This is a genomic window from Actinoplanes sp. NPDC026623, assembly GCF_040638275.1.
Taxonomy (GTDB): Bacteria; Actinomycetota; Actinomycetes; order Mycobacteriales; family Micromonosporaceae; genus Actinoplanes.
Genome location: NZ_JBEZXZ010000037.1, coordinates 40,269 through 56,532, shown reverse-complemented (window position 1 = coordinate 56,532; position 16,264 = coordinate 40,269). Strand labels below are relative to the sequence as shown.

The window sequence follows — 16,264 nt, the reverse complement described above, 5'->3', positions numbered from 1 at the left end:
GAGTGCTGTTTCTGCTGGTCGCGGCGAACTGCGCGGCGCTGACCGTGACGCTGATGGACGGCAAGGGCATCGACGCGATGCGGACGGCGGGCCAGGCGTCCATCTGGGCGTCGATCGGTCTCGCCCTGTTCGCCCCGGAGCTGCTGCGACTGGTCACCGCGGTGCTCGGCCGGCCGGTCCGGCTGCTCGGCGGCGTCGCGGGCGAACTGGCCGTGCTCGGGGTGCGCCGGCGCACCCGGCAGCTTGCCGGCGCGGTGATGCCGGTGACCCTGTTCACGAGCATCGCGACCGGCACGGTCTACCTGCAGGGCATCGAGGACGACGCCGCGGCGGGCACCGTCCAGCCGGAGTTCGCCCGCGACATTCAGACCCTGAACTACGTGGCGGTCGGCATGATCACGATCTTTGTGGCGATCATGCTGGTCAACACGCTGATCGCGGCGACGGCGCACCGGCGGCGGGAGTTCGCCCAGCAGCGGCTGGCGGGCTCGACCCGGGGACAGCTGATCGCGATGGTCGCGTGCGAGGGGCTCCTCGTGACGGTCACCGGGGTCCTCGCGGGCTGGGCGGCCTCGCTCTTCACGATCCTGCCGTTCGGCGCGGCCCGTGCGGACCGCGTCTGGCCCGACGCAACCCCGATCGCGTACGCGGTGATCGTCGCGGTGGCGGTCGCGCTGACGACGTTCTCGCTGCTCGGTACGGCGCGCCGTACCGTCCGGGGCCCGGCCGTCGCGGGCCTGTGACCGGCGCGCTCGGCCCCGCCGGGAGACCGGCGGGGCCCGGGCCGTCTACCAGGAGCCCGCGGTGGGGCCGGCGGAGCCGCCGCGGCGGCGCAGGTACTTCTCGAATTCGCTGGCTATCTCGTCGCCGGTCAGCGGCTTGATCCCCTCGTCGCCGACCCGTTCCTCCAGCTCACGCACGTAGTCGCCCAGCTCGGAATCCTGCTCGGCGGCGGCGCGGACCCGCTTCTCCCACTCGTCCGCCTCCTCGGCGAGGTCGGCCAGGGGCACGGGCAGGTCGAGGACGTCCTCGAGGCGGCTGAGCAGCGCAAGTGTCGCCTTCGGACACGGCGGGTTGTTCGCATAGTGCGGGACGTGCACCCAGAACGAGAGGGCGTCGACGTCCGCGCGGCCCGCCGCCTCCTGCAGCACGCCGACGATGCCGGTCGGGCCGTCGTAGCGGGTCGGGACGACCTTGTATCTCTCCGCGACCTCCTTCTCCGACGCGGTGCCGCTGATCGGCAGCGGCCGCGTGTAGGGGACGTCGGCGAGCAGGGCGCCCAGCAGCACGATCCGATTGACCTCGAGGCTGTGGCACACCTCGAGGATCTGCTCGCAGAACGTGCGCCAGCGCATGCTCGGCTCTATCCCGCGGATCAGCACCACGTCACGCTCGGTGCCGGGCGGGCTCGCCACGCTGAACCGGGTGGTCGGCCATTCGATCTTGCGGGCCTCGCCCTCGGCCATGGTGATGGTCGGCCGGCTGACCTGGAAGTCGTAGAACTCCTCCGGGTCGACGGTGGTGATCTCGCGGGCCTGCCACACCTGCTCGAGGTGCTCCACCGCGGCCGTCGACGCGTCGGCCGCGTCGTTCCACCCTTCGAAGGCGGCGATCGCCACGGGAGAGCGCAGCAGGGGAAGACCGTCGAACTCTGTCACGGTGCCAACCTTTCGTACCTCACGTACGCAAAGCCTACGTGCACGTCCGACATCGCACCCGGGGGCCGCGCCGTCGTGCGGCTTTGCGTGGAGAGCCCCGTCACAATGGGTCCACCCGCCGGATGCGGCCGCGGGGCGTCGGGGGGTGTCTGCTATTAGCCTTGGCAGGTGCTGAATTCCTTCCGTGACGCGCTGGCCCACCGCATCCTGGTCGCAGACGGGGCGATGGGGACGATGCTGCAGGCCGCGGACCTCGATGTGGACGCCGACTTCCAGGGTCTCGAGGGCTGCAACGAGATCCTCAACGTGACCCGGCCCGACGTGGTTGGCGGCGTGCACGAGGCCTACCTCGCCGCCGGCGCCGACTGCGTCGAGACGAATACGTTCGGCGCGAATCTCGGCAACCTGGGCGATTATGACATTCAAGACAGGATTCGCGAACTATCCGAGGCCGGCGCCCGGGTCGCCCGCGCCGCGGCCGACGCCCACTCGACCCCCGAGCAGCCCCGCTACGTCCTCGGCTCGATCGGCCCGGGCACCAAGCTGCCGACGCTGGGTCACACGCACTACACGACGCTGCGCGACGCCTACCACGAGAACGCGGCCGGGCTGATCCTCGGCGGCGCCGACGCGCTGATCATCGAGACCTGCCAGGACCTGCTGCAGACCAAGTCCGCGGTGGTCGGCGCGCACCGGGCGATGGCCGAGGCCGGGCGCGAAGTGCCGATCATCTGCCACGTGACCGTGGAGACCACCGGCACGATGCTGCTCGGCAGCGAGATCGGCGCCGCCCTGACCGCGCTCGAGCCGCTCGGCATCGACCTCATCGGACTGAACTGCGCCACCGGCCCCGCCGAGATGTCCGAGCACCTGCGCTACCTGTCACAGTCGGCGGGCGTCCCCGTCTCGGTCATGCCCAACGCGGGCCTGCCGGTCCTGGCCGCGGGCGGCGCCTACTACCCGCTCACCCCGGACGAGCTCGCCGAGGCCCTCGAACGCTTCGTCCGCGAATACGGCGTCTCGCTGGTCGGCGGCTGCTGCGGCACTACGCCCGCGCACATCGAGGCGGTCGTCGGCCGGCTCCGCGGCCTGCGGGCGGCACCGCGTACGGTCGCGCACGCCCCGGCCGTCGCCTCGATCTACCACGAGGTGCCGCTGCGGCAGGACGCCGGCGTGCTGATGGTCGGCGAGCGTACGAACGCGAACGGCTCGAAGGCCTTCCGCGAGCCGATGCTGGCCGGCGACTGGCAGGCCTGCGTGGAGATCGCCCGCGGCCAGGCCCGCGACGGCTCCCACCTGCTCGACCTCTGCGTCGACTACGTGGGCCGCGACGGCACCCAGGACATGCGGGAACTGGCCGGCCGCTTCGCCACCGCGTCCACCCTGCCGATCATGCTCGACTCGACCGAGCCGCAGGTGGTCGAGGCGGGCCTCGAGATGCTCGGCGGCCGCTGCGTGGTCAACTCGGTCAACTACGAGGACGGCGACGGCCCCGGCTCCCGCTTCGCGCGGATGATGCCGATCGTCAAGGAGCACGGCGCCGCGGTGGTCGCGCTGACCATCGACGAGCAGGGCCAGGCCCGCGACGCCGGCTGGAAGGTCCGGGTCGCCTCCCGGCTGATCGACGACCTCACCGGCAACTGGGGCCTGAACCGCGCCGACATCCTGGTCGACTGCCTGACCTTCCCGATCGCCACCGGCCAGGAGGAGACCCGCCGCGACGGCCTGGAGACGATCGAGGCAATCCGGCGGATCGCCGAGCTCTACCCGGGCGTCAACTTCACCCTCGGCGTCTCGAACATCTCGTTCGGCCTCAACCCGGCCGCCCGCCAGGTGCTCAACTCGGTCTTCCTGCACGAGTGCGTCCAGGCCGGCATGACCAGCGCCATCGTGCACGCCAGCAAGATCCTGCCGATGTCCAAGATCCAGGACGAGCAGCGCCGGGTCGCCCTGGACATGGTGTACGACCGGCGTAGCGAGGGCTACGACCCGCTGCAGAAGTTCCTGCAGCTCTTCGAGGGCGTCGACGTGAGGTCGGCCCGCGAGTCCCGCGCGCAGGAACTGGCCTCGCTGCCCCTGGACGAGCGCCTCAAGCGCCGCGTCATCGACGGCGAGCGCAACGGCCTGGAGGACGACCTCCTCGAGGCGCTGCGGGCCTCGTCGGCGCTGGCGATCGTCAACGACGTGCTGCTGGACGGCATGAAGACGGTGGGCGAGCTGTTCGGCTCCGGCCAGATGCAGCTCCCGTTCGTGCTGCAGTCCGCCGAGGTGATGAAGGCGGCCGTGGCGTTCCTCGAACCGCACATGGAGAAGAACGAGGACGAGGACGGCAAGGGCCGCATCGTGCTCGCCACGGTCAAGGGCGACGTGCACGACATCGGCAAGAACCTCGTCGACATCATCCTCAGCAACAACGGCTACGAGGTCGTCAACATCGGCATCAAGCAGCCGATCAACGCCATCATCGAGGCGGCCGAGCAGCACCAGGCCGACGCGATCGGCATGTCCGGCCTGCTGGTGAAGAGCACGGTCGTGATGAGGGAGAACCTGCTCGAGATGGCCGCCCGCGGCGTCGCCGCGCGATTCCCGGTCATGCTGGGCGGCGCGGCGCTCACCCGCGCGTACGTGGAGGACGACCTGCGCTCGCAGTACGAGGGCGAGGTCCACTACGCCAGGGACGCCTTCGAGGGCCTGGCCCTGATGGACCGGGTGATGACCGCCAAGCGCGGCGGCGCCCCCGTGATCGACCCCGACCGCGAGGCCGCCCTCGCCGCCCGCCGCGCCCGCCGCGAGAAGCAGCGCGCGATGGTCTCGGAGAACCTGCCGCCCCTCGACGACACCTCGGTCCGCTCGGACGTGTCCCCGGCCGCCGACGTCCCCGCGCCGCCGTTCTTCGGCACCCGGGTCGTCCGGGGCATCCCGCTGAACGACTACGCCGCGATGCTGGACGAGCGGGCCACGTTCCTCGGCCAGTGGGGCCTGAAGCCGGCCCGCGGCGGAAGCGGCCCGTCCTACGACGAACTCGTGGAGACGGAGGGCCGCCCCCGCCTGCGCTACTGGCTCGATCGGCTCGCCGCCGACCAGGTCCTGGAGGCGGCGGTCGTCTACGGCTACTTCCCGGCGTACTCGGAAGGCAACACCCTGGTGGTGCTGGACGAGAACGGCACCTCGGAGCGGGCCCGCTTCACGTTCCCCCGCCAGCGCCAGGAACGCCGCCTGTGCCTGGCCGACTTCTTCAAGCCCCGCGACGCCGGAGAACTGGACGTGGTGGGCCTGCAACTGGTGACGGTGGGCCAGCCGATCAGCGAGCACACGGCGAAGATGTTCGCCCGCAACGAGTACCGGGACTACCTCGAGGTGCACGGCCTGTCGGTGCAGCTGACCGAGGCGCTGGCGGAGTACTGGCACCGGCGGATCCGCGCGGAGCTCACCCTGCCGAACGGGTCGAACCTCGGCGCGGGCGACCCGGCGGACCTCGCGGGCATCCTGAAGAACGACTACCGGGGATGCCGTTACGCGTTCGGCTACCCGGCCTGCCCGGACCTGGAGGACCGCGCCAAGGTCGTGGACCTGCTGGACGCGGGCCGCATCGGGGTGACCCTGTCGGAGGAGTTCCAACTGGAGCCGGAGCAGTCGACAGACGCGATCATCGTCCACCACCCCGACGCCAACTATTTCAACGCCAAGTAGTTGGTAGACCCACGCTGAGCTGCGGATACGCTCCGAGAATCGGTCGATTTTCCTGATCAGGCCGTCTCCAGGCCGTCAGGCGTATCCGTGGCGTGGCCGAGCGCCCGATCGATGGCCCGCCGGGTGCGGTCCTCGCTGCTGGGCAGCAGGTGGGTGCAGACACGCGGCGTGAAACCCGGGTCAGCGTGCTCCGACCGGTTTGCATCGTCGATGCGATCAGCGGTCGTCCTGGTTGTCGAGCTGCTCGTGTGCGCTGCGGTCGAGCGTGGCGCGTTCTTCCGAACTCAGCTCGGCATGCCACATACGGAACCTTTTGATATCCGACATCTATCGCTTTCATTTCAGGCTAGCCGAGTCCCTGAAAAGGGTTGTCACATCCTTTGCTGCCGCGATCCTTCCGGTAAATCCTGGGTCAATAAGAGTAATAATCGAAACTGCTGCTAGCAGGGATGCGACAACGTAGACAGGCACGCTTACTGGGCCTTTTAGGATATTCATCGCATCCAACGCCACCACTAGTGAGATCGGAAGAACCGCTCCGACAATGACTCGCGAGAAGGCTATCGTAGCTTTGATCAATTGATTCTTAGCAGTTGGTTCCACCTCTGCACAGGGAAGGTGGTCATACTTGCCCGTGGCGATTATATTCAGCATGTCCAGACAAAATGCGAGAAGATCGCCTGCCGTTTGTTGTGCTGGCAGCGCGACCCAAACCTGCTTCTCCCTTATGGCAGTGGCCGAGCTTCTCATCCTGTGATGGACAATTGTGTTCATGTTCGCGGAGGGAAGAGAATAGGCTGGTTCAAGTCCTCGTTCGAGGCATCGCGCCGCCTCCTCAAGGTGTTGGATAGCTGCGCGACGCGACGAGTCCTTACGAAACTCAGCCTCGTCGTGCGATATTGCTGCGGCTTGGGCAATTGCAAAGAAGGCTGTCGTTCGCGGCGACGCCCTGACCTCTGCCGCGTTCACAATCGCCGACAGGCTGGCAACCACGACGGTTAATGTAGCGAGTAGAAGCAGCCACATGAGCGCAGAAATGGTTACTGCCTGCAGTAACTCTGCACTTTCTTGTAGGTTACTTATGACATCTGATGTCGACGACCCTGAGCCATCGAACACTTCCCCCGCCCTAATCTGTCCGAATGCTCTGTCCAACGCAATCCACAGGAGGGCCGACAGGAGCCCAACTGCCGCCAGTCCGACGACAATGAAGAACGTAATAAAGATTCGTTGAGTGAATCTCTGTATGATAACTGAGAACAACAGCATGGCGAACGCGGACGAAAAAAACACTTTCGGCTCACTGAAGAGTTCCGGCAGCGTGATTATATAGAATGCGGGAAGAAGCATAAGGATGCTGACGGTGGGGTACAGCAGAAAGAGAATCCACCGTTTGCGCATCAGTCGATATGCTATGACGGTGCAGATCTTGCGGAGTTCCGAGTTGGCTTCTGTCGAACCGTTCAGAGCTCCCATCTCAGCTAAGGTCTCTCGGTGCTCGCGCGCTCGTCCAGTGATCCGCCGCCTTGTAGCCCGACCTGGACGCTTGATAGACGGCCATTGCAACCGAGGTACCTTCATCAAATATCCTCGCAGTGTATTTCGCCAGGGCCGAGTTGAGCGCCACGCCCAGCCCACCAGCCTCCGGAACAGTGACAGGGACCGGCGCGAGCGACCTTCATGTCTACCGTTGAAGTGCGTGTGATGGCTTCGACCGAACGGGTGACAGCGATGGACAGGGGAGACGCAAAAAGTCGGATCATTGAGGGTCATATCGGCGTATCGCGCGTAGTCTTCTTCGGATCCAGGCCGTGCCAACTCGTTGAAAAACGAGAACTACCGCGCCTCTCACGTGCCGCTTCACGCTCATCCCGTCACCCTCGACCAGGCCTTCGTGGGGAGCGGGCCGCCTTGAGTACACACACACACCCGAAAACGATGAGAGCCAGGGACAACGTTGCAGCACGTCAACGGCTGATCAGGCCCCGTCGTACACGTCACTGCCCACACGTGATTGGTTCGAGATGTACTACAACGACCAGTGCCGTGACTACAACCGTCCGCCGGCCTGCGGGATAGTTGATCATCGCGTCTAGGCTGGGCGGGGCGTCGGCAGGAGGGACAGGAATGGACACCGTGGTGCTGGTCTTCGTCCTGGTTGCGCTGGGTGCTGCCCTGGTTACCGGCGTGGTGGTGACGGGATTGGTCCTGACCTTCAGCAGCGGTAGCCGAAGCCCTCTGCCAGCAGATCCAGCGCAGCCGGTGACCTTGCACGCCCGGGTGTCCCGTCCGACGTCGGGCTTGCTCGTCAGAGGAAATTTCGATTCGCGGCTCTACGGGCGGTTGTCCATGGCCGACGGCAAGCTTCACTGGGATCCGGATCAGGGCGAGTCCTGGGCGACCCCGGTCGAGTCCATCACAGTGCTCCGCACCGGCAGCGCCTGGCTGAATCAGCCGCACCTCGACATCGATATCGCCGGCTCCGGCCCCTGGCGGCTGGTCGTCTCGGACCGCAAGATCAACCGGTTCCTCGGTAACGACGCAAAGAACTTCCGAGAGGCACGGCGGGCTCGAGAGCTCGCCGACCGGCTGCTGCGAAGCGGCGCCAGAGCCGCCTAGCGGGCTATATAGCCAAACATCCAAGCCTTGCCAGGATCCTCTCCTCATCCGGGACGAAGAGGCCGCCGGTTCAACCCTCCCGATGCGGGCCACCTGGATGCCTGGGTCGATTCCTGTGCGGCCCGCATGGCTCGGGACAGGGGCGGTTGAAGTGGGGGATCCGGACCGGAGGTGTGGATGACGGGATGGCGAGACCTGCGGTCTTCCGATCACCTCGCCGGTTCGCCGGCGGCATATCGAATGGACGATCTACACGGCGGGGTGATCGAGTACGGCGGTGAGCCTGAGTGTGTACGTGTTCGTCTTCGGCCGGGACGGTGAGTGGACGCTGCTGGATGCCCCGTCGATGGGGGCGGAGCTTGCGGGCTTCGAGAGCTTCCGGGTGACCGTGTGGGGCTCTGACGCGGTCCGCGCGTTGGGTGCCCGGTTTTTCCCAATGCTGGCCAGTGGCGATCTCACGGTTGCCCCTGAAGACGTCGCGGCGTTTCTCGGCGAGTGCGCCGTGTTGCGGGCCAACCTCGACGCAATCGCGCCGCAGACCGGACCCCAGCATTCCCATGAGTGGTACTCGGACACGGTGTCGGATCGATTGGCGAACGTCGAAGCGGCGGCCCAGCGGGCTCTGGAAGTGGGCGGCGGAGTGCTGATCTGGTAGGCGCCAGAACGTGCGGTGACGGGCAGGAACACGGTCGGTTCGTTCACGACATCGCGAGCACGGAGGTGACGCCGGGTCCGCTCATCGGGATGCCTCCGACACCTGCCGCCGGGCGGTGATGAGGGCGCCGAAGCCGCGGATGGACAGCGACGTCAAGTGGTCGGCACATCCTCGCCGACCGGCCGGAGACGGGCATCGACCATTCCGTCCTGAACGCCCGGCTGGAGGAGGCCATCGCAAGCGCAGCCCATCGTCTCGACGTGCCTTAAACTTGATCACGAGGCCTGCCCAACGCGCGGGATCCCGGGTAACCGCGCGTCACTGAACTCAAGGATGGCTGCACGTTCGAGTCGGGCCAGGCTCCCGGGTATATCGATGGTCGCCGACGCGGCGGACCGGAACGCCCGCGTGGTCACCGGCGATGAGGCGGTGACGATCAATGCGACGCCGGATGGTCGGCAGACCCGGCCTTACCAGGAGGCGGCAGCCCGGGACGCGAACGCCACCGCCGCGTCCACGTCGTCCAGCACGGGGCTGAACGGGTGGCCGTAGACGTGGACCCGCCACCGTTCGTCGCCGTAGGAGTAGAGGGCCAGGCCGATTCTGGTCCCGCCGATGCGGTCATCCCGGTGGAGCAGGTGCAGGGTGCCGTGGCCGACCCAGGGCCGCAACCGCCGAAGCGTCGCGTCCCCCATGGCGGCCGAGGCGATGCGGACGAGGTCGTCGCCGTCGTAGCCCAGGACCAGCCGCCACAGCACCTCGAACGCCGCGGCCACGTCTGTCTCATCGACCCTGGTGAGGTGCTGGACGACGTCGAGCGATGAGCCGGCCTGCCAGCGTTGCATGGTCTCGACGATGGCGTCCGTGCTGTCCGTGTGTCCCCACGCGACCAGATCTTGCCGGTAATCCCACACCGTGGCGTCGTAGCCGTGGTCGGTGGTCGTCCGCACGCTCACGTGTCCGGCAGGGCAGAGCAGCAGAGCGGCGAGGGGGCCGTACCGGTCATTGCCGGCGCTGAGCCCGGCCAGCGGGCGGCCCGTGCTCTCGGCCTTCCGATTCAGCGTCGACACCAAGTCCACCCGCGAACCGTACTGCTCGGGGCGGGCTCCGCCTCGCCCGGGTCAGAGGCGGACCGTGACGGTCACCCGGCCCTTGGCGTCGCGGTGGGCCAGGCCGTGGCCGGGGCGGTCGGCGCCGTCAAGGTGGACGGTGAGCGGGGCGCCGTCGCCGGTGAAGTTGCGCCACCAGCTCTTGGCGTCGGGGAAGGCCACGCCGATCGTGACGACGTCGCCCGTCCTGCGGTAGCCGACCGGGATGCTGAACGTCGTGCCGGAGCGCCGCCCGGTGTAGGTGACGACGGTGAGGCTGCGGCTGACCACCTTCCCCAACCGGGGCGACGACCTCAGGGCGAGGACGCAGGCGTTGAATCGGTCGACGGCACGACGGGCACGGGTTCGCATGCGCGTAACGCTACGGCCGCCGTGCCCCGGACCGAAGGTAGATTGTCGATCATGGCGGACGTGCGGCTGGAGCCGATGACCGAGGACCAGTACCGGCCGTGGCGGGTCGACGCCGAGGCCCACTATGCGCAGAGCGTCGCCGCGTCGGGCCAGTCGGCGCAGGACGCGGCCCGCGACGCCGCCGACACCTACGCGCGGCTGCTTCCCGACGGGTTCACCACCCCCGACCACCATTTCTGGTACGCCTACGACGGCGAGCGCCGGGTCGGTTTCCTCTGGGTCAAGGTCACCCGCGACACCGCGTTCGTCTACAACGTCGCCGTCGAACCCGACCTGCGCCGCCGGGGCTACGGACGCGCGATCATGCTGGCCGCCGAGCGCTGGTGCCACCACAACGCGCTGACCAGAATCGGTCTGCACGTCTTCGCCCACAACACCGGCGCCCGGGCGCTCTACGAGCAGTTGGGCTTCACCGAGACGGGCCGCAACATGGCCAAAGACCTGTAACCACCGCGCCCGGCTCCCCGGCAGTCGCGTTCCTCGTCGGGGCGCCAGGTCCCGGGCCTGTCACTGCGGTACAAATTGAATTCCGCCTCGTTCTCAATGATGCCCAGGAGAGTCCTCACGCCATTTCCGAGGCTACGGTCCAGTTCGTCGTAGGCCGGGTCGATGGCTCCCAGAAGCATTGGGCACGCGGGTATTTCCATACCCGATCTGCAGGATTACCGGAGCGCCCGGGAATGCGATGTGGACCCGCCGTCACCGTGCCCCCGCACCGTACAAGAAGGCATGTGTGCCGCCGGGGTTCGGACGGTTCTGACGACACGACCGGTGTCCGGACGACAGAGATCGGGTGGACGTCGCGGCATGGTCATGCGGCAGTTTTCCTAGCCCGTAACCTGGCCAAACGGCGGGGCAGCGGGCTACCTGGGATGGCCGCTGGCGGGCGATCCCTACCTTGATCGGCGGCCGATCCGGATCACTTACTGGATCGCGACCGGCCGGAGGATCATCCTGTTGACGGTTTTCCACAAGACGCGCATGCGGGACGAGCGGGAGATCGGCCGGGCGCTCAGGGTGTAGGCGCGGTGTATCGACGAGGCGCACGAAGTTGTGGACGAGGGAGGTTAGGTCATGAGTGAAGGTGGCGGTTGGGTCGCGATGCGGGAGCGACGGCTGACCGAGCCGGGTGCCGTGAGGCCTACGACGCCGCGCGGTTGGCGTTTGAGCTCGGCCGCTCCGTTCGTGAGCGCCGGGACTGGACCCAGACGCAACTGGCGAAGGCCTCGGGAATGACGCAGTCCGCGGTCGCTCGGTTCGAGGCCGGCGGGACCGTTCCGACCTTGTTGGTGTTGGAGCGGCTGGCGACGGCGCTGGATGTGAGTCTCAAAGTGGGGTTCGAGCCGCGAGGCGAGGCCGCTTGAAGCACGGCCACGGTGCCGCAGGACGGTTGCCCGGCCTCGGTGGGTCGCTCGATCATCCATGCTCCGCGGCCGTGCTTGGCTGGAGCGGGCGAGATCGTCGTTGATAGCTTGACCGGCGTGACCTTGAGTCGTGCGCTGGAGGCCTGTCGCCTCGAAGTGGAGGGCCTCACGCGGGCGGTGGCGGGTCTTTCGGAGGCCGAGTGGGATCGTCCGACGAGGTGTGAACCCTGGTCCGTCCGGGAGTTGCTGGGGCATCTGCGGGTGGGGATCGCCTGGCTGCCGGGCATGCTCGCCGCTCCCGAGCCGGGCGGGGCCGAGGTGGCCGCGGCCGGGTACTACCGGCCGGACGCCCGTTTCGACCCGCAGACCAACACGGCCCGGATCGGCCTGGCGCGGGACTACGCGGCCGGGCAGGGCAGCGGTGCCGCGGTGGTGGAGGGTTTCACCGCGACGTGGCGGCTGGTGGACCGGCTGTGCGGCGCCGAGGGCGAGGACCGCGTCGTGCGCACCCGTCACGGAGATGCGATGCTCCTGTCGCAGTTCCTGGTCACCCGGGTGGTCGAGATCGCCGTCCACGGGCTGGACCTGGCGGACGCGCTGGACCGCGAGCCGTGGCTGACCCCGGAGGCCGCTGACGTCGTGATGGAACTGCTGCTCGGCCCGGGCTGGATGTCGGCGGTCCGCGAGCTGGGCTGGGACCGGCCGGGCCTGCTGCGCAGGGCCACCGGACGGCAGTCGCTGGAATCCGCGGAAGCCGCGCGGGTGGAACGCCTCGGCATCCGCTGGCTCACCCTGGGCTGAGGTGACTGTCCCGGATCTGCGAGTAGTGGTCCGGCGATCGGCCACGATCGCATTGTGGACGTGGGTTGTTAGCTTCGGAGGTCGTGACTGGGCGAGCCAGAACACCGCACGGCGGCGCCGGCGACGAGGTGGCGCGCGGGGAGCCTAGCGGCGCGCCCGCACGCCAGTCCGAGGGCGACCCCGCCGAGAATGATCAGGACGCCCGCCAGGTAGCCGACGTTGGCCGCCGCCGGGCCGGCGGTCGGGGCCGGCTCCTCCCGGCGCGGTGACGCTCACCGAGTTTTCAGCCTGCCGTCGCCGGCACGCGCGATGGTGGCCTCCTCGGCCAGCAGCGCGAGCAGCACCTCCTGCACCACGCCCAGTTGAATCCCGTGCGACGGCTCCGCTCCGACGCGGCCACGGCTCCCGGCATTGCTCACCCCTGACGGTTAGGGACAAGCTGAACCGTTAGGTGGGCGCGGGTCAGTGCGGGGGGAGCGCCGGGCGCGTCCGTGGGTAGCCTGAGCGGCCGAGGCGAGGAAAGGTGTCGTGGTGGAACCGCAGTCACCCAGTACGGCTCGCATGATCGACTATTGGCTGGGTGGAAAGGACCATCACCCGGTCGACGTGGCGGCGGCCGACGCGTTCGAGTCCGCCTACGGGCCGTGTGCCGCGATCTTCCGTTCGCTGCGGGCCTTCTCCGGCCGCGCGGTGCGCCACGTCGCCGGCGACGGGATCGACCGGTTCCTGGTGTTCGGCGCCGGCATACCCACACAGTCCAATGTGCACGAGAACGCTCCCGCGGCACGCGTTCTGTACACCGACGTCGACCCGGAGGTCGTCGCGGCCGGCCGGCAGCTGATCGCCGGGCTGGAGCGGGTGGACTACGTCCGCGGCGACGTCACGGACCTGGACAGCATCGACCGGGCCGTCCTGGACCGGGTGCTGGCGGAGCGCGAGAGCCGCCCGCTCGGCCTGGTGTTCCTCGGCCTCGCGGCGTTCCTCGACGATGCGACGCTCGCCCGGACCCTCGACGCCATGTATGACGCCGTGCCCGCCGGCAGCCGCCTGCTGTTCGACTTCGACGCCATGGAGCTGGCCGGCTATCCGCAGGCGCTGGCGATGATGGGCCCGGCGTTCCACATGCGGGAGCCCGCCCGCTTCGCCGAGCTGCTCGGCCGGTGGACACCCACCGCCGACGGCATCACGCCGGTCGCGGACTGGCGGCCCGACGGCACCCCGGAAGACGTACCGGATGCCTTCTGGGGTGGTGTAGCCGTCCGGCAGGCCTGACGGTTGCCAGGGTTCAAGGGGGAAAGGCGGGCGAGCCGTGCCGGAGAGCCTGCTCAGATTGTGCCGCGGCCCGCTGTGGCCGCCCCGGCGTGGGTGCGCGAGGCCAGCCAGCCCGCCATCGCGCGGACGCCGTGGCCGATCGCCCGCTCGTCCGGGTCGAAGGTGCCGAAGTGCGGGTAACTGGTCTCGATCGCGGCGCCGGGAGCGCGGACGCCGAGGTAGGCGTAGCTGCCGGGGATCCGGTTGAGGAACAGCGCGAAATCCTCGCCGCTGTAAGGAATCGCGGCGTACAACCGCTGGGTGCGGTCGCGGCCGACCGTCCGGTGCAGGAACTCCTGCAGTGCCAGGCCCTCGCGCAGCGGGGTGACCATCGCGGGGAACGGGTCGTTCGGGAAGCTCGCCGCCGCGCCGCCGGCCGACCCCGCGAGCCCGTTGATCGCCTCGCGCACCTCGGCGTACCGTTCCTGCGGCCAGCAGCGGTACGAGATCTGCACCTCGGCGCGGTCCTCGAACTCGGCGGCCCGGGCCTGCATGAAGATGAACCCGGCCAGCGGGCCGTCCGGCATCTGCAGCTCGGCCACCAGCCGTTCGAGGTCCGCGGGTGTGGCCGGCCGCGACACCGTGCCGAGGGCGGAGATCTCGTCGGCGAGCCGCCGGGCCCGAGCCGCCGCGTCCGCGCCGGTGACGGTGATCGTGCCGCGGTCCTGGCCGGGCAGCCCGGTCCCCGGCATGACGACGAAGTTGCCGACAGGGAACGGCCCGCAGTGCAGGGCGTGGATCTCCGCGGGGCGGGTACGGGCGAGGACGCCGTCGGCGAGCATCGCGGCGGCCCCGGTCAGCGCCTCCTCGGCGGGCTGGAAGACGAACACCACCCGGCCGGCGAGCCGTGCCCGCAGCCGGGCCAGGACCTGGGCCACCCCGACGCCGATGGTGGTGTGCAGGTCGTGCCCGCACAGGTGTGCCGCCTCCGTGCCGCCCGCGACCTGGTCCTTCGGCGCGACCGCGTCCATGTCGGCGCGGTAGGCGACCGTCCGGCCGGCGCGGGCGCCGTCCAGGACCGCCACCACCCCGTACCCGCCGACGCCCGTGGTGACGCGGAGGCCGGCCGCGCGCAGCCGTCGCGCCACCACCGCGGCGGTCCGCCGCTCCAGGCCGGCGGTCTCCGGGTGCCGGTGAATGCTCCGGCGCAACTCGATGAGCTCACGGTCCAGCGCCGATGCCACCGCGTCCACCGCCGTGGCCGCCGCGCCGGTGCCGGCCCGCGCCGCGGTCGCCGGCGCCAGCCAGACACCGGACGCCGCGGCGGCGGCTCCACTGAGCACGGCGCGCCTGCTGACGCCACGGTTTCCCCGATTCGACACGGTTGTCCTCCATCCGAGCGCGGCCGCCCCCCGGCGAACCGATCACGCTCAGCGTGTCGCGCCCGGCCATCGCGGCGCAGCCCGGTCAGCACCCCTTCGGTTGGGGGGTTATCCCTACCGGCCGGGGTGGCGCTCTCCACTTAAGATCACGTTCGATGAGGAACTGGGTGCGCACCGCGGGCCTCGTCGTCGCGTTGGTGCTGGGCTGCTGCGGACTGATCGTGATCAAGGCGGTCTACCCGCTCTGGTGGCTGCTCGGGTTCATCCTCTTTCTCGTCGGAGGCGTCGTAAGCGACAGGATCAGCGACCGGCGGACCCGGCGCCGGCTCGGGGCCGAGGGCTGGCAGAGCGTTCCCGCCGACCAGCCCTGGCCGTGGCTGCCGCTGATCGAGCCCCCCGGCAAGGCCACCGTGCGCGTCGCCTTGACCCGGACCGTCGACCGGCTCCCGGTCACCGTCGGTGAGATCGCCTGGGACGGCAACGCGCTGGCCGGCGCGGTCAAGGGCTACGGGGGACAGGGCGTGTTCGTCGTGGTCGAGCTGCCCGCGCCGACCGGGTCGATGGCGCTGCGCCGATCGGGCCGCACGATCGGCACCAGCCACCGGCTCGACTTTCCCGCGATGCGCGCGGCGTTCGAGGCCGGCGAGATTCCACCGTGGACGGCGGCGGGCGACCGCCTGTTCACCTTCACCGCGACCGGGGACCGGCTGCGTGTCGCCGCGGCGCAGGAGGCCGTGCGGCGGACGCTGCTGGTGGTCCCCCTGCTGGATCTGGGCCCCGACTGACCAGCGGCAAACCAAGATCGACGTACCACGATCGTGATGGCATACTGCCGCGCATGTTGTTGACGGGGGAGATCCAGGTCACCTATGGGGTGTACCGAAAGATGACGTTGATCACCAACGGCATCCGGTCCAACATCCTGCGCGCGCTTCCGCTGCTGTTCATCGTCATCGGGATCGGGCAGACGCTGTTCGTGGAGGACCCCGACCCCCCGTTTCTGCAGATGGGGTTCTTCTTCCTCGTCATACCGGCGTTCTTCGAGCTGATGGCGCTGCTGGGCTGGGCGGTGCGCCGCCGCTCGTTCAGCCGGCCGATCAGGTACGAGTTCACCGACAAGGGCATGACCCAGCTGACCGCCGCCCACCGGCTCGACCTGCCGTGGACCGACGTCACCCGGGTGGACCGCTGGCCGTCCACGTGGATCGTGAACATCGGCCGCGGGAAGTGCCTGCGCGTTCCCCGCAAGGCGCTCGCGCCCGCGGACCGGCGCACGCTCAACGACTTCTTCCTGGCCGACCCCGCGACCTTCGGATAGCGCCCG

The 16,264-nt window shown here is 69.0% G+C and carries 16 protein-coding genes; 10 read left to right on the top strand and 6 right to left on the bottom strand.

The features are described from left to right. Window positions 1–743 (top strand): ABC transporter permease (locus AB0F10_RS14505; protein WP_360623799.1); only part of this gene is annotated, 743 nt, incomplete at its 5' end. Between the two features lie 45 nt (window positions 744–788). On the opposite strand, the gene AB0F10_RS14500 is transcribed toward AB0F10_RS14505, so the two are convergent. Then, window positions 789–1,658 carry a PAC2 family protein gene (locus AB0F10_RS14500; RefSeq protein ID WP_184993294.1) on the bottom strand — a complete coding sequence of 290 codons (870 nt, stop codon included), beginning with the start codon at window positions 1,656–1,658 and terminating at the stop codon, window positions 789–791. Window positions 1,659–1,826: 168 nt separating this feature from the next. Here AB0F10_RS14500 and metH point away from each other — a divergent pair, with 168 nt between their 5' ends. After that, a complete protein-coding gene (gene metH / locus AB0F10_RS14495) occupies window positions 1,827–5,348 on the top strand; it encodes a methionine synthase (RefSeq protein WP_360623797.1) in 3,522 nt (1,173 codons plus the stop codon). A 336-nt stretch (window positions 5,349–5,684) separates the two neighbouring features. On the opposite strand, the gene AB0F10_RS14490 is transcribed toward metH, so the two are convergent. Then, complete coding sequence (locus tag AB0F10_RS14490) at window positions 5,685–6,824, bottom strand: hypothetical protein (RefSeq protein ID WP_360623795.1); 1,140 nt, start codon at window positions 6,822–6,824, stop codon at window positions 5,685–5,687. 651 nt (window positions 6,825–7,475) lie between these two features. On the opposite strand from AB0F10_RS14490, the gene AB0F10_RS14485 reads away from it, so the two are divergent. Both AB0F10_RS14485 and AB0F10_RS14480 read left to right on the top strand, forming a co-directional pair. Then, window positions 7,476–7,967, top strand: a complete 492-nt coding sequence (locus AB0F10_RS14485; protein WP_360623793.1) for a hypothetical protein — start codon at window positions 7,476–7,478, stop codon at window positions 7,965–7,967. 277 nt (window positions 7,968–8,244) lie between these two features. Further along, window positions 8,245–8,622, top strand: a complete 378-nt coding sequence (locus AB0F10_RS14480) for a hypothetical protein (RefSeq protein WP_360623791.1) — start codon at window positions 8,245–8,247, stop codon at window positions 8,620–8,622. 470 nt (window positions 8,623–9,092) lie between these two features. On the opposite strand, the gene AB0F10_RS14475 is transcribed toward AB0F10_RS14480, so the two are convergent. Then, window positions 9,093–9,701: a hypothetical protein gene (locus AB0F10_RS14475; RefSeq protein WP_360623789.1), complete on the bottom strand. Its 609-nt coding sequence runs from the start codon at window positions 9,699–9,701 to the stop codon at window positions 9,093–9,095. A gap of 42 nt (window positions 9,702–9,743) precedes the next feature. Further along, window positions 9,744–10,082 carry a hypothetical protein gene (locus tag AB0F10_RS14470; protein WP_360623787.1) on the bottom strand — a complete coding sequence of 113 codons (339 nt, stop codon included), beginning with the start codon at window positions 10,080–10,082 and terminating at the stop codon, window positions 9,744–9,746. A 51-nt stretch (window positions 10,083–10,133) separates the two neighbouring features. Between AB0F10_RS14470 and AB0F10_RS14465 the strand changes: the two genes are divergently transcribed. The 3 genes from AB0F10_RS14465 to AB0F10_RS14455 all read left to right on the top strand — a co-directional run bounded on the left by AB0F10_RS14465 (window position 10,134) and on the right by AB0F10_RS14455 (window position 12,307). Beyond that, complete coding sequence (locus AB0F10_RS14465; RefSeq protein ID WP_360623785.1) at window positions 10,134–10,589, top strand: GNAT family N-acetyltransferase; 456 nt, start codon at window positions 10,134–10,136, stop codon at window positions 10,587–10,589. Between the two features lie 785 nt (window positions 10,590–11,374). Next, window positions 11,375–11,506, top strand: a complete 132-nt coding sequence (locus AB0F10_RS14460) for a helix-turn-helix transcriptional regulator (RefSeq protein ID WP_360623806.1) — start codon at window positions 11,375–11,377, stop codon at window positions 11,504–11,506. Between the two features lie 117 nt (window positions 11,507–11,623). Further along, a complete protein-coding gene (locus AB0F10_RS14455; protein WP_360623783.1) occupies window positions 11,624–12,307 on the top strand; it encodes a maleylpyruvate isomerase N-terminal domain-containing protein in 684 nt (227 codons plus the stop codon). A 272-nt stretch (window positions 12,308–12,579) separates the two neighbouring features. Here AB0F10_RS14455 and AB0F10_RS14450 read toward each other — a convergent pair whose 3' ends face one another. After that, window positions 12,580–12,726, bottom strand: a complete 147-nt coding sequence (locus tag AB0F10_RS14450; RefSeq protein ID WP_360623781.1) for a hypothetical protein — start codon at window positions 12,724–12,726, stop codon at window positions 12,580–12,582. Window positions 12,727–12,835: 109 nt separating this feature from the next. Between AB0F10_RS14450 and AB0F10_RS14445 the strand changes: the two genes are divergently transcribed. Beyond that, window positions 12,836–13,579 carry an SAM-dependent methyltransferase gene (locus AB0F10_RS14445; protein ID WP_360623779.1) on the top strand — a complete coding sequence of 248 codons (744 nt, stop codon included), beginning with the start codon at window positions 12,836–12,838 and terminating at the stop codon, window positions 13,577–13,579. A 53-nt stretch (window positions 13,580–13,632) separates the two neighbouring features. Here AB0F10_RS14445 and AB0F10_RS14440 read toward each other — a convergent pair whose 3' ends face one another. Next, entirely contained in the window at window positions 13,633–14,940 is a 1,308-nt protein-coding gene (locus AB0F10_RS14440) for a M20/M25/M40 family metallo-hydrolase (RefSeq protein ID WP_360623777.1), read from the bottom strand. A gap of 155 nt (window positions 14,941–15,095) precedes the next feature. On the opposite strand from AB0F10_RS14440, the gene AB0F10_RS14435 reads away from it, so the two are divergent. Further along, a complete protein-coding gene (locus AB0F10_RS14435) occupies window positions 15,096–15,725 on the top strand; it encodes a hypothetical protein (RefSeq protein ID WP_360623775.1) in 630 nt (209 codons plus the stop codon). A gap of 53 nt (window positions 15,726–15,778) precedes the next feature. Further along, window positions 15,779–16,258, top strand: a complete 480-nt coding sequence (locus AB0F10_RS14430) for a YcxB family protein (protein WP_360623773.1) — start codon at window positions 15,779–15,781, stop codon at window positions 16,256–16,258. Window positions 16,259–16,264: the final 6 nt, after the last annotated feature.

Bases quoted from the DNA above. Each gene is read 5' to 3' on its own strand.
- AB0F10_RS14470 (WP_360623787.1), bottom strand. From the start codon at position 10,082: ATGCGAACCCGTGCCCGTCGTGCCGTCGACCGATTCAACGCCTGCGTC.
- AB0F10_RS14460 (WP_360623806.1), top strand. From the start codon at position 11,375: ATGACGCAGTCCGCGGTCGCTCGGTTCGAGGCCGGCGGGACCGTTCCG.
- AB0F10_RS14435 (WP_360623775.1), top strand. From the start codon at position 15,096: ATGAGGAACTGGGTGCGCACCGCGGGCCTCGTCGTCGCGTTGGTGCTG.
- AB0F10_RS14490 (WP_360623795.1), bottom strand. From the start codon at position 6,824: ATGGGAGCTCTGAACGGTTCGACAGAAGCCAACTCGGAACTCCGCAAG.
- AB0F10_RS14485 (WP_360623793.1), top strand. From the start codon at position 7,476: ATGGACACCGTGGTGCTGGTCTTCGTCCTGGTTGCGCTGGGTGCTGCC.
- AB0F10_RS14465 (WP_360623785.1), top strand. From the start codon at position 10,134: ATGGCGGACGTGCGGCTGGAGCCGATGACCGAGGACCAGTACCGGCCG.
- AB0F10_RS14430 (WP_360623773.1), top strand. From the start codon at position 15,779: ATGTTGTTGACGGGGGAGATCCAGGTCACCTATGGGGTGTACCGAAAG.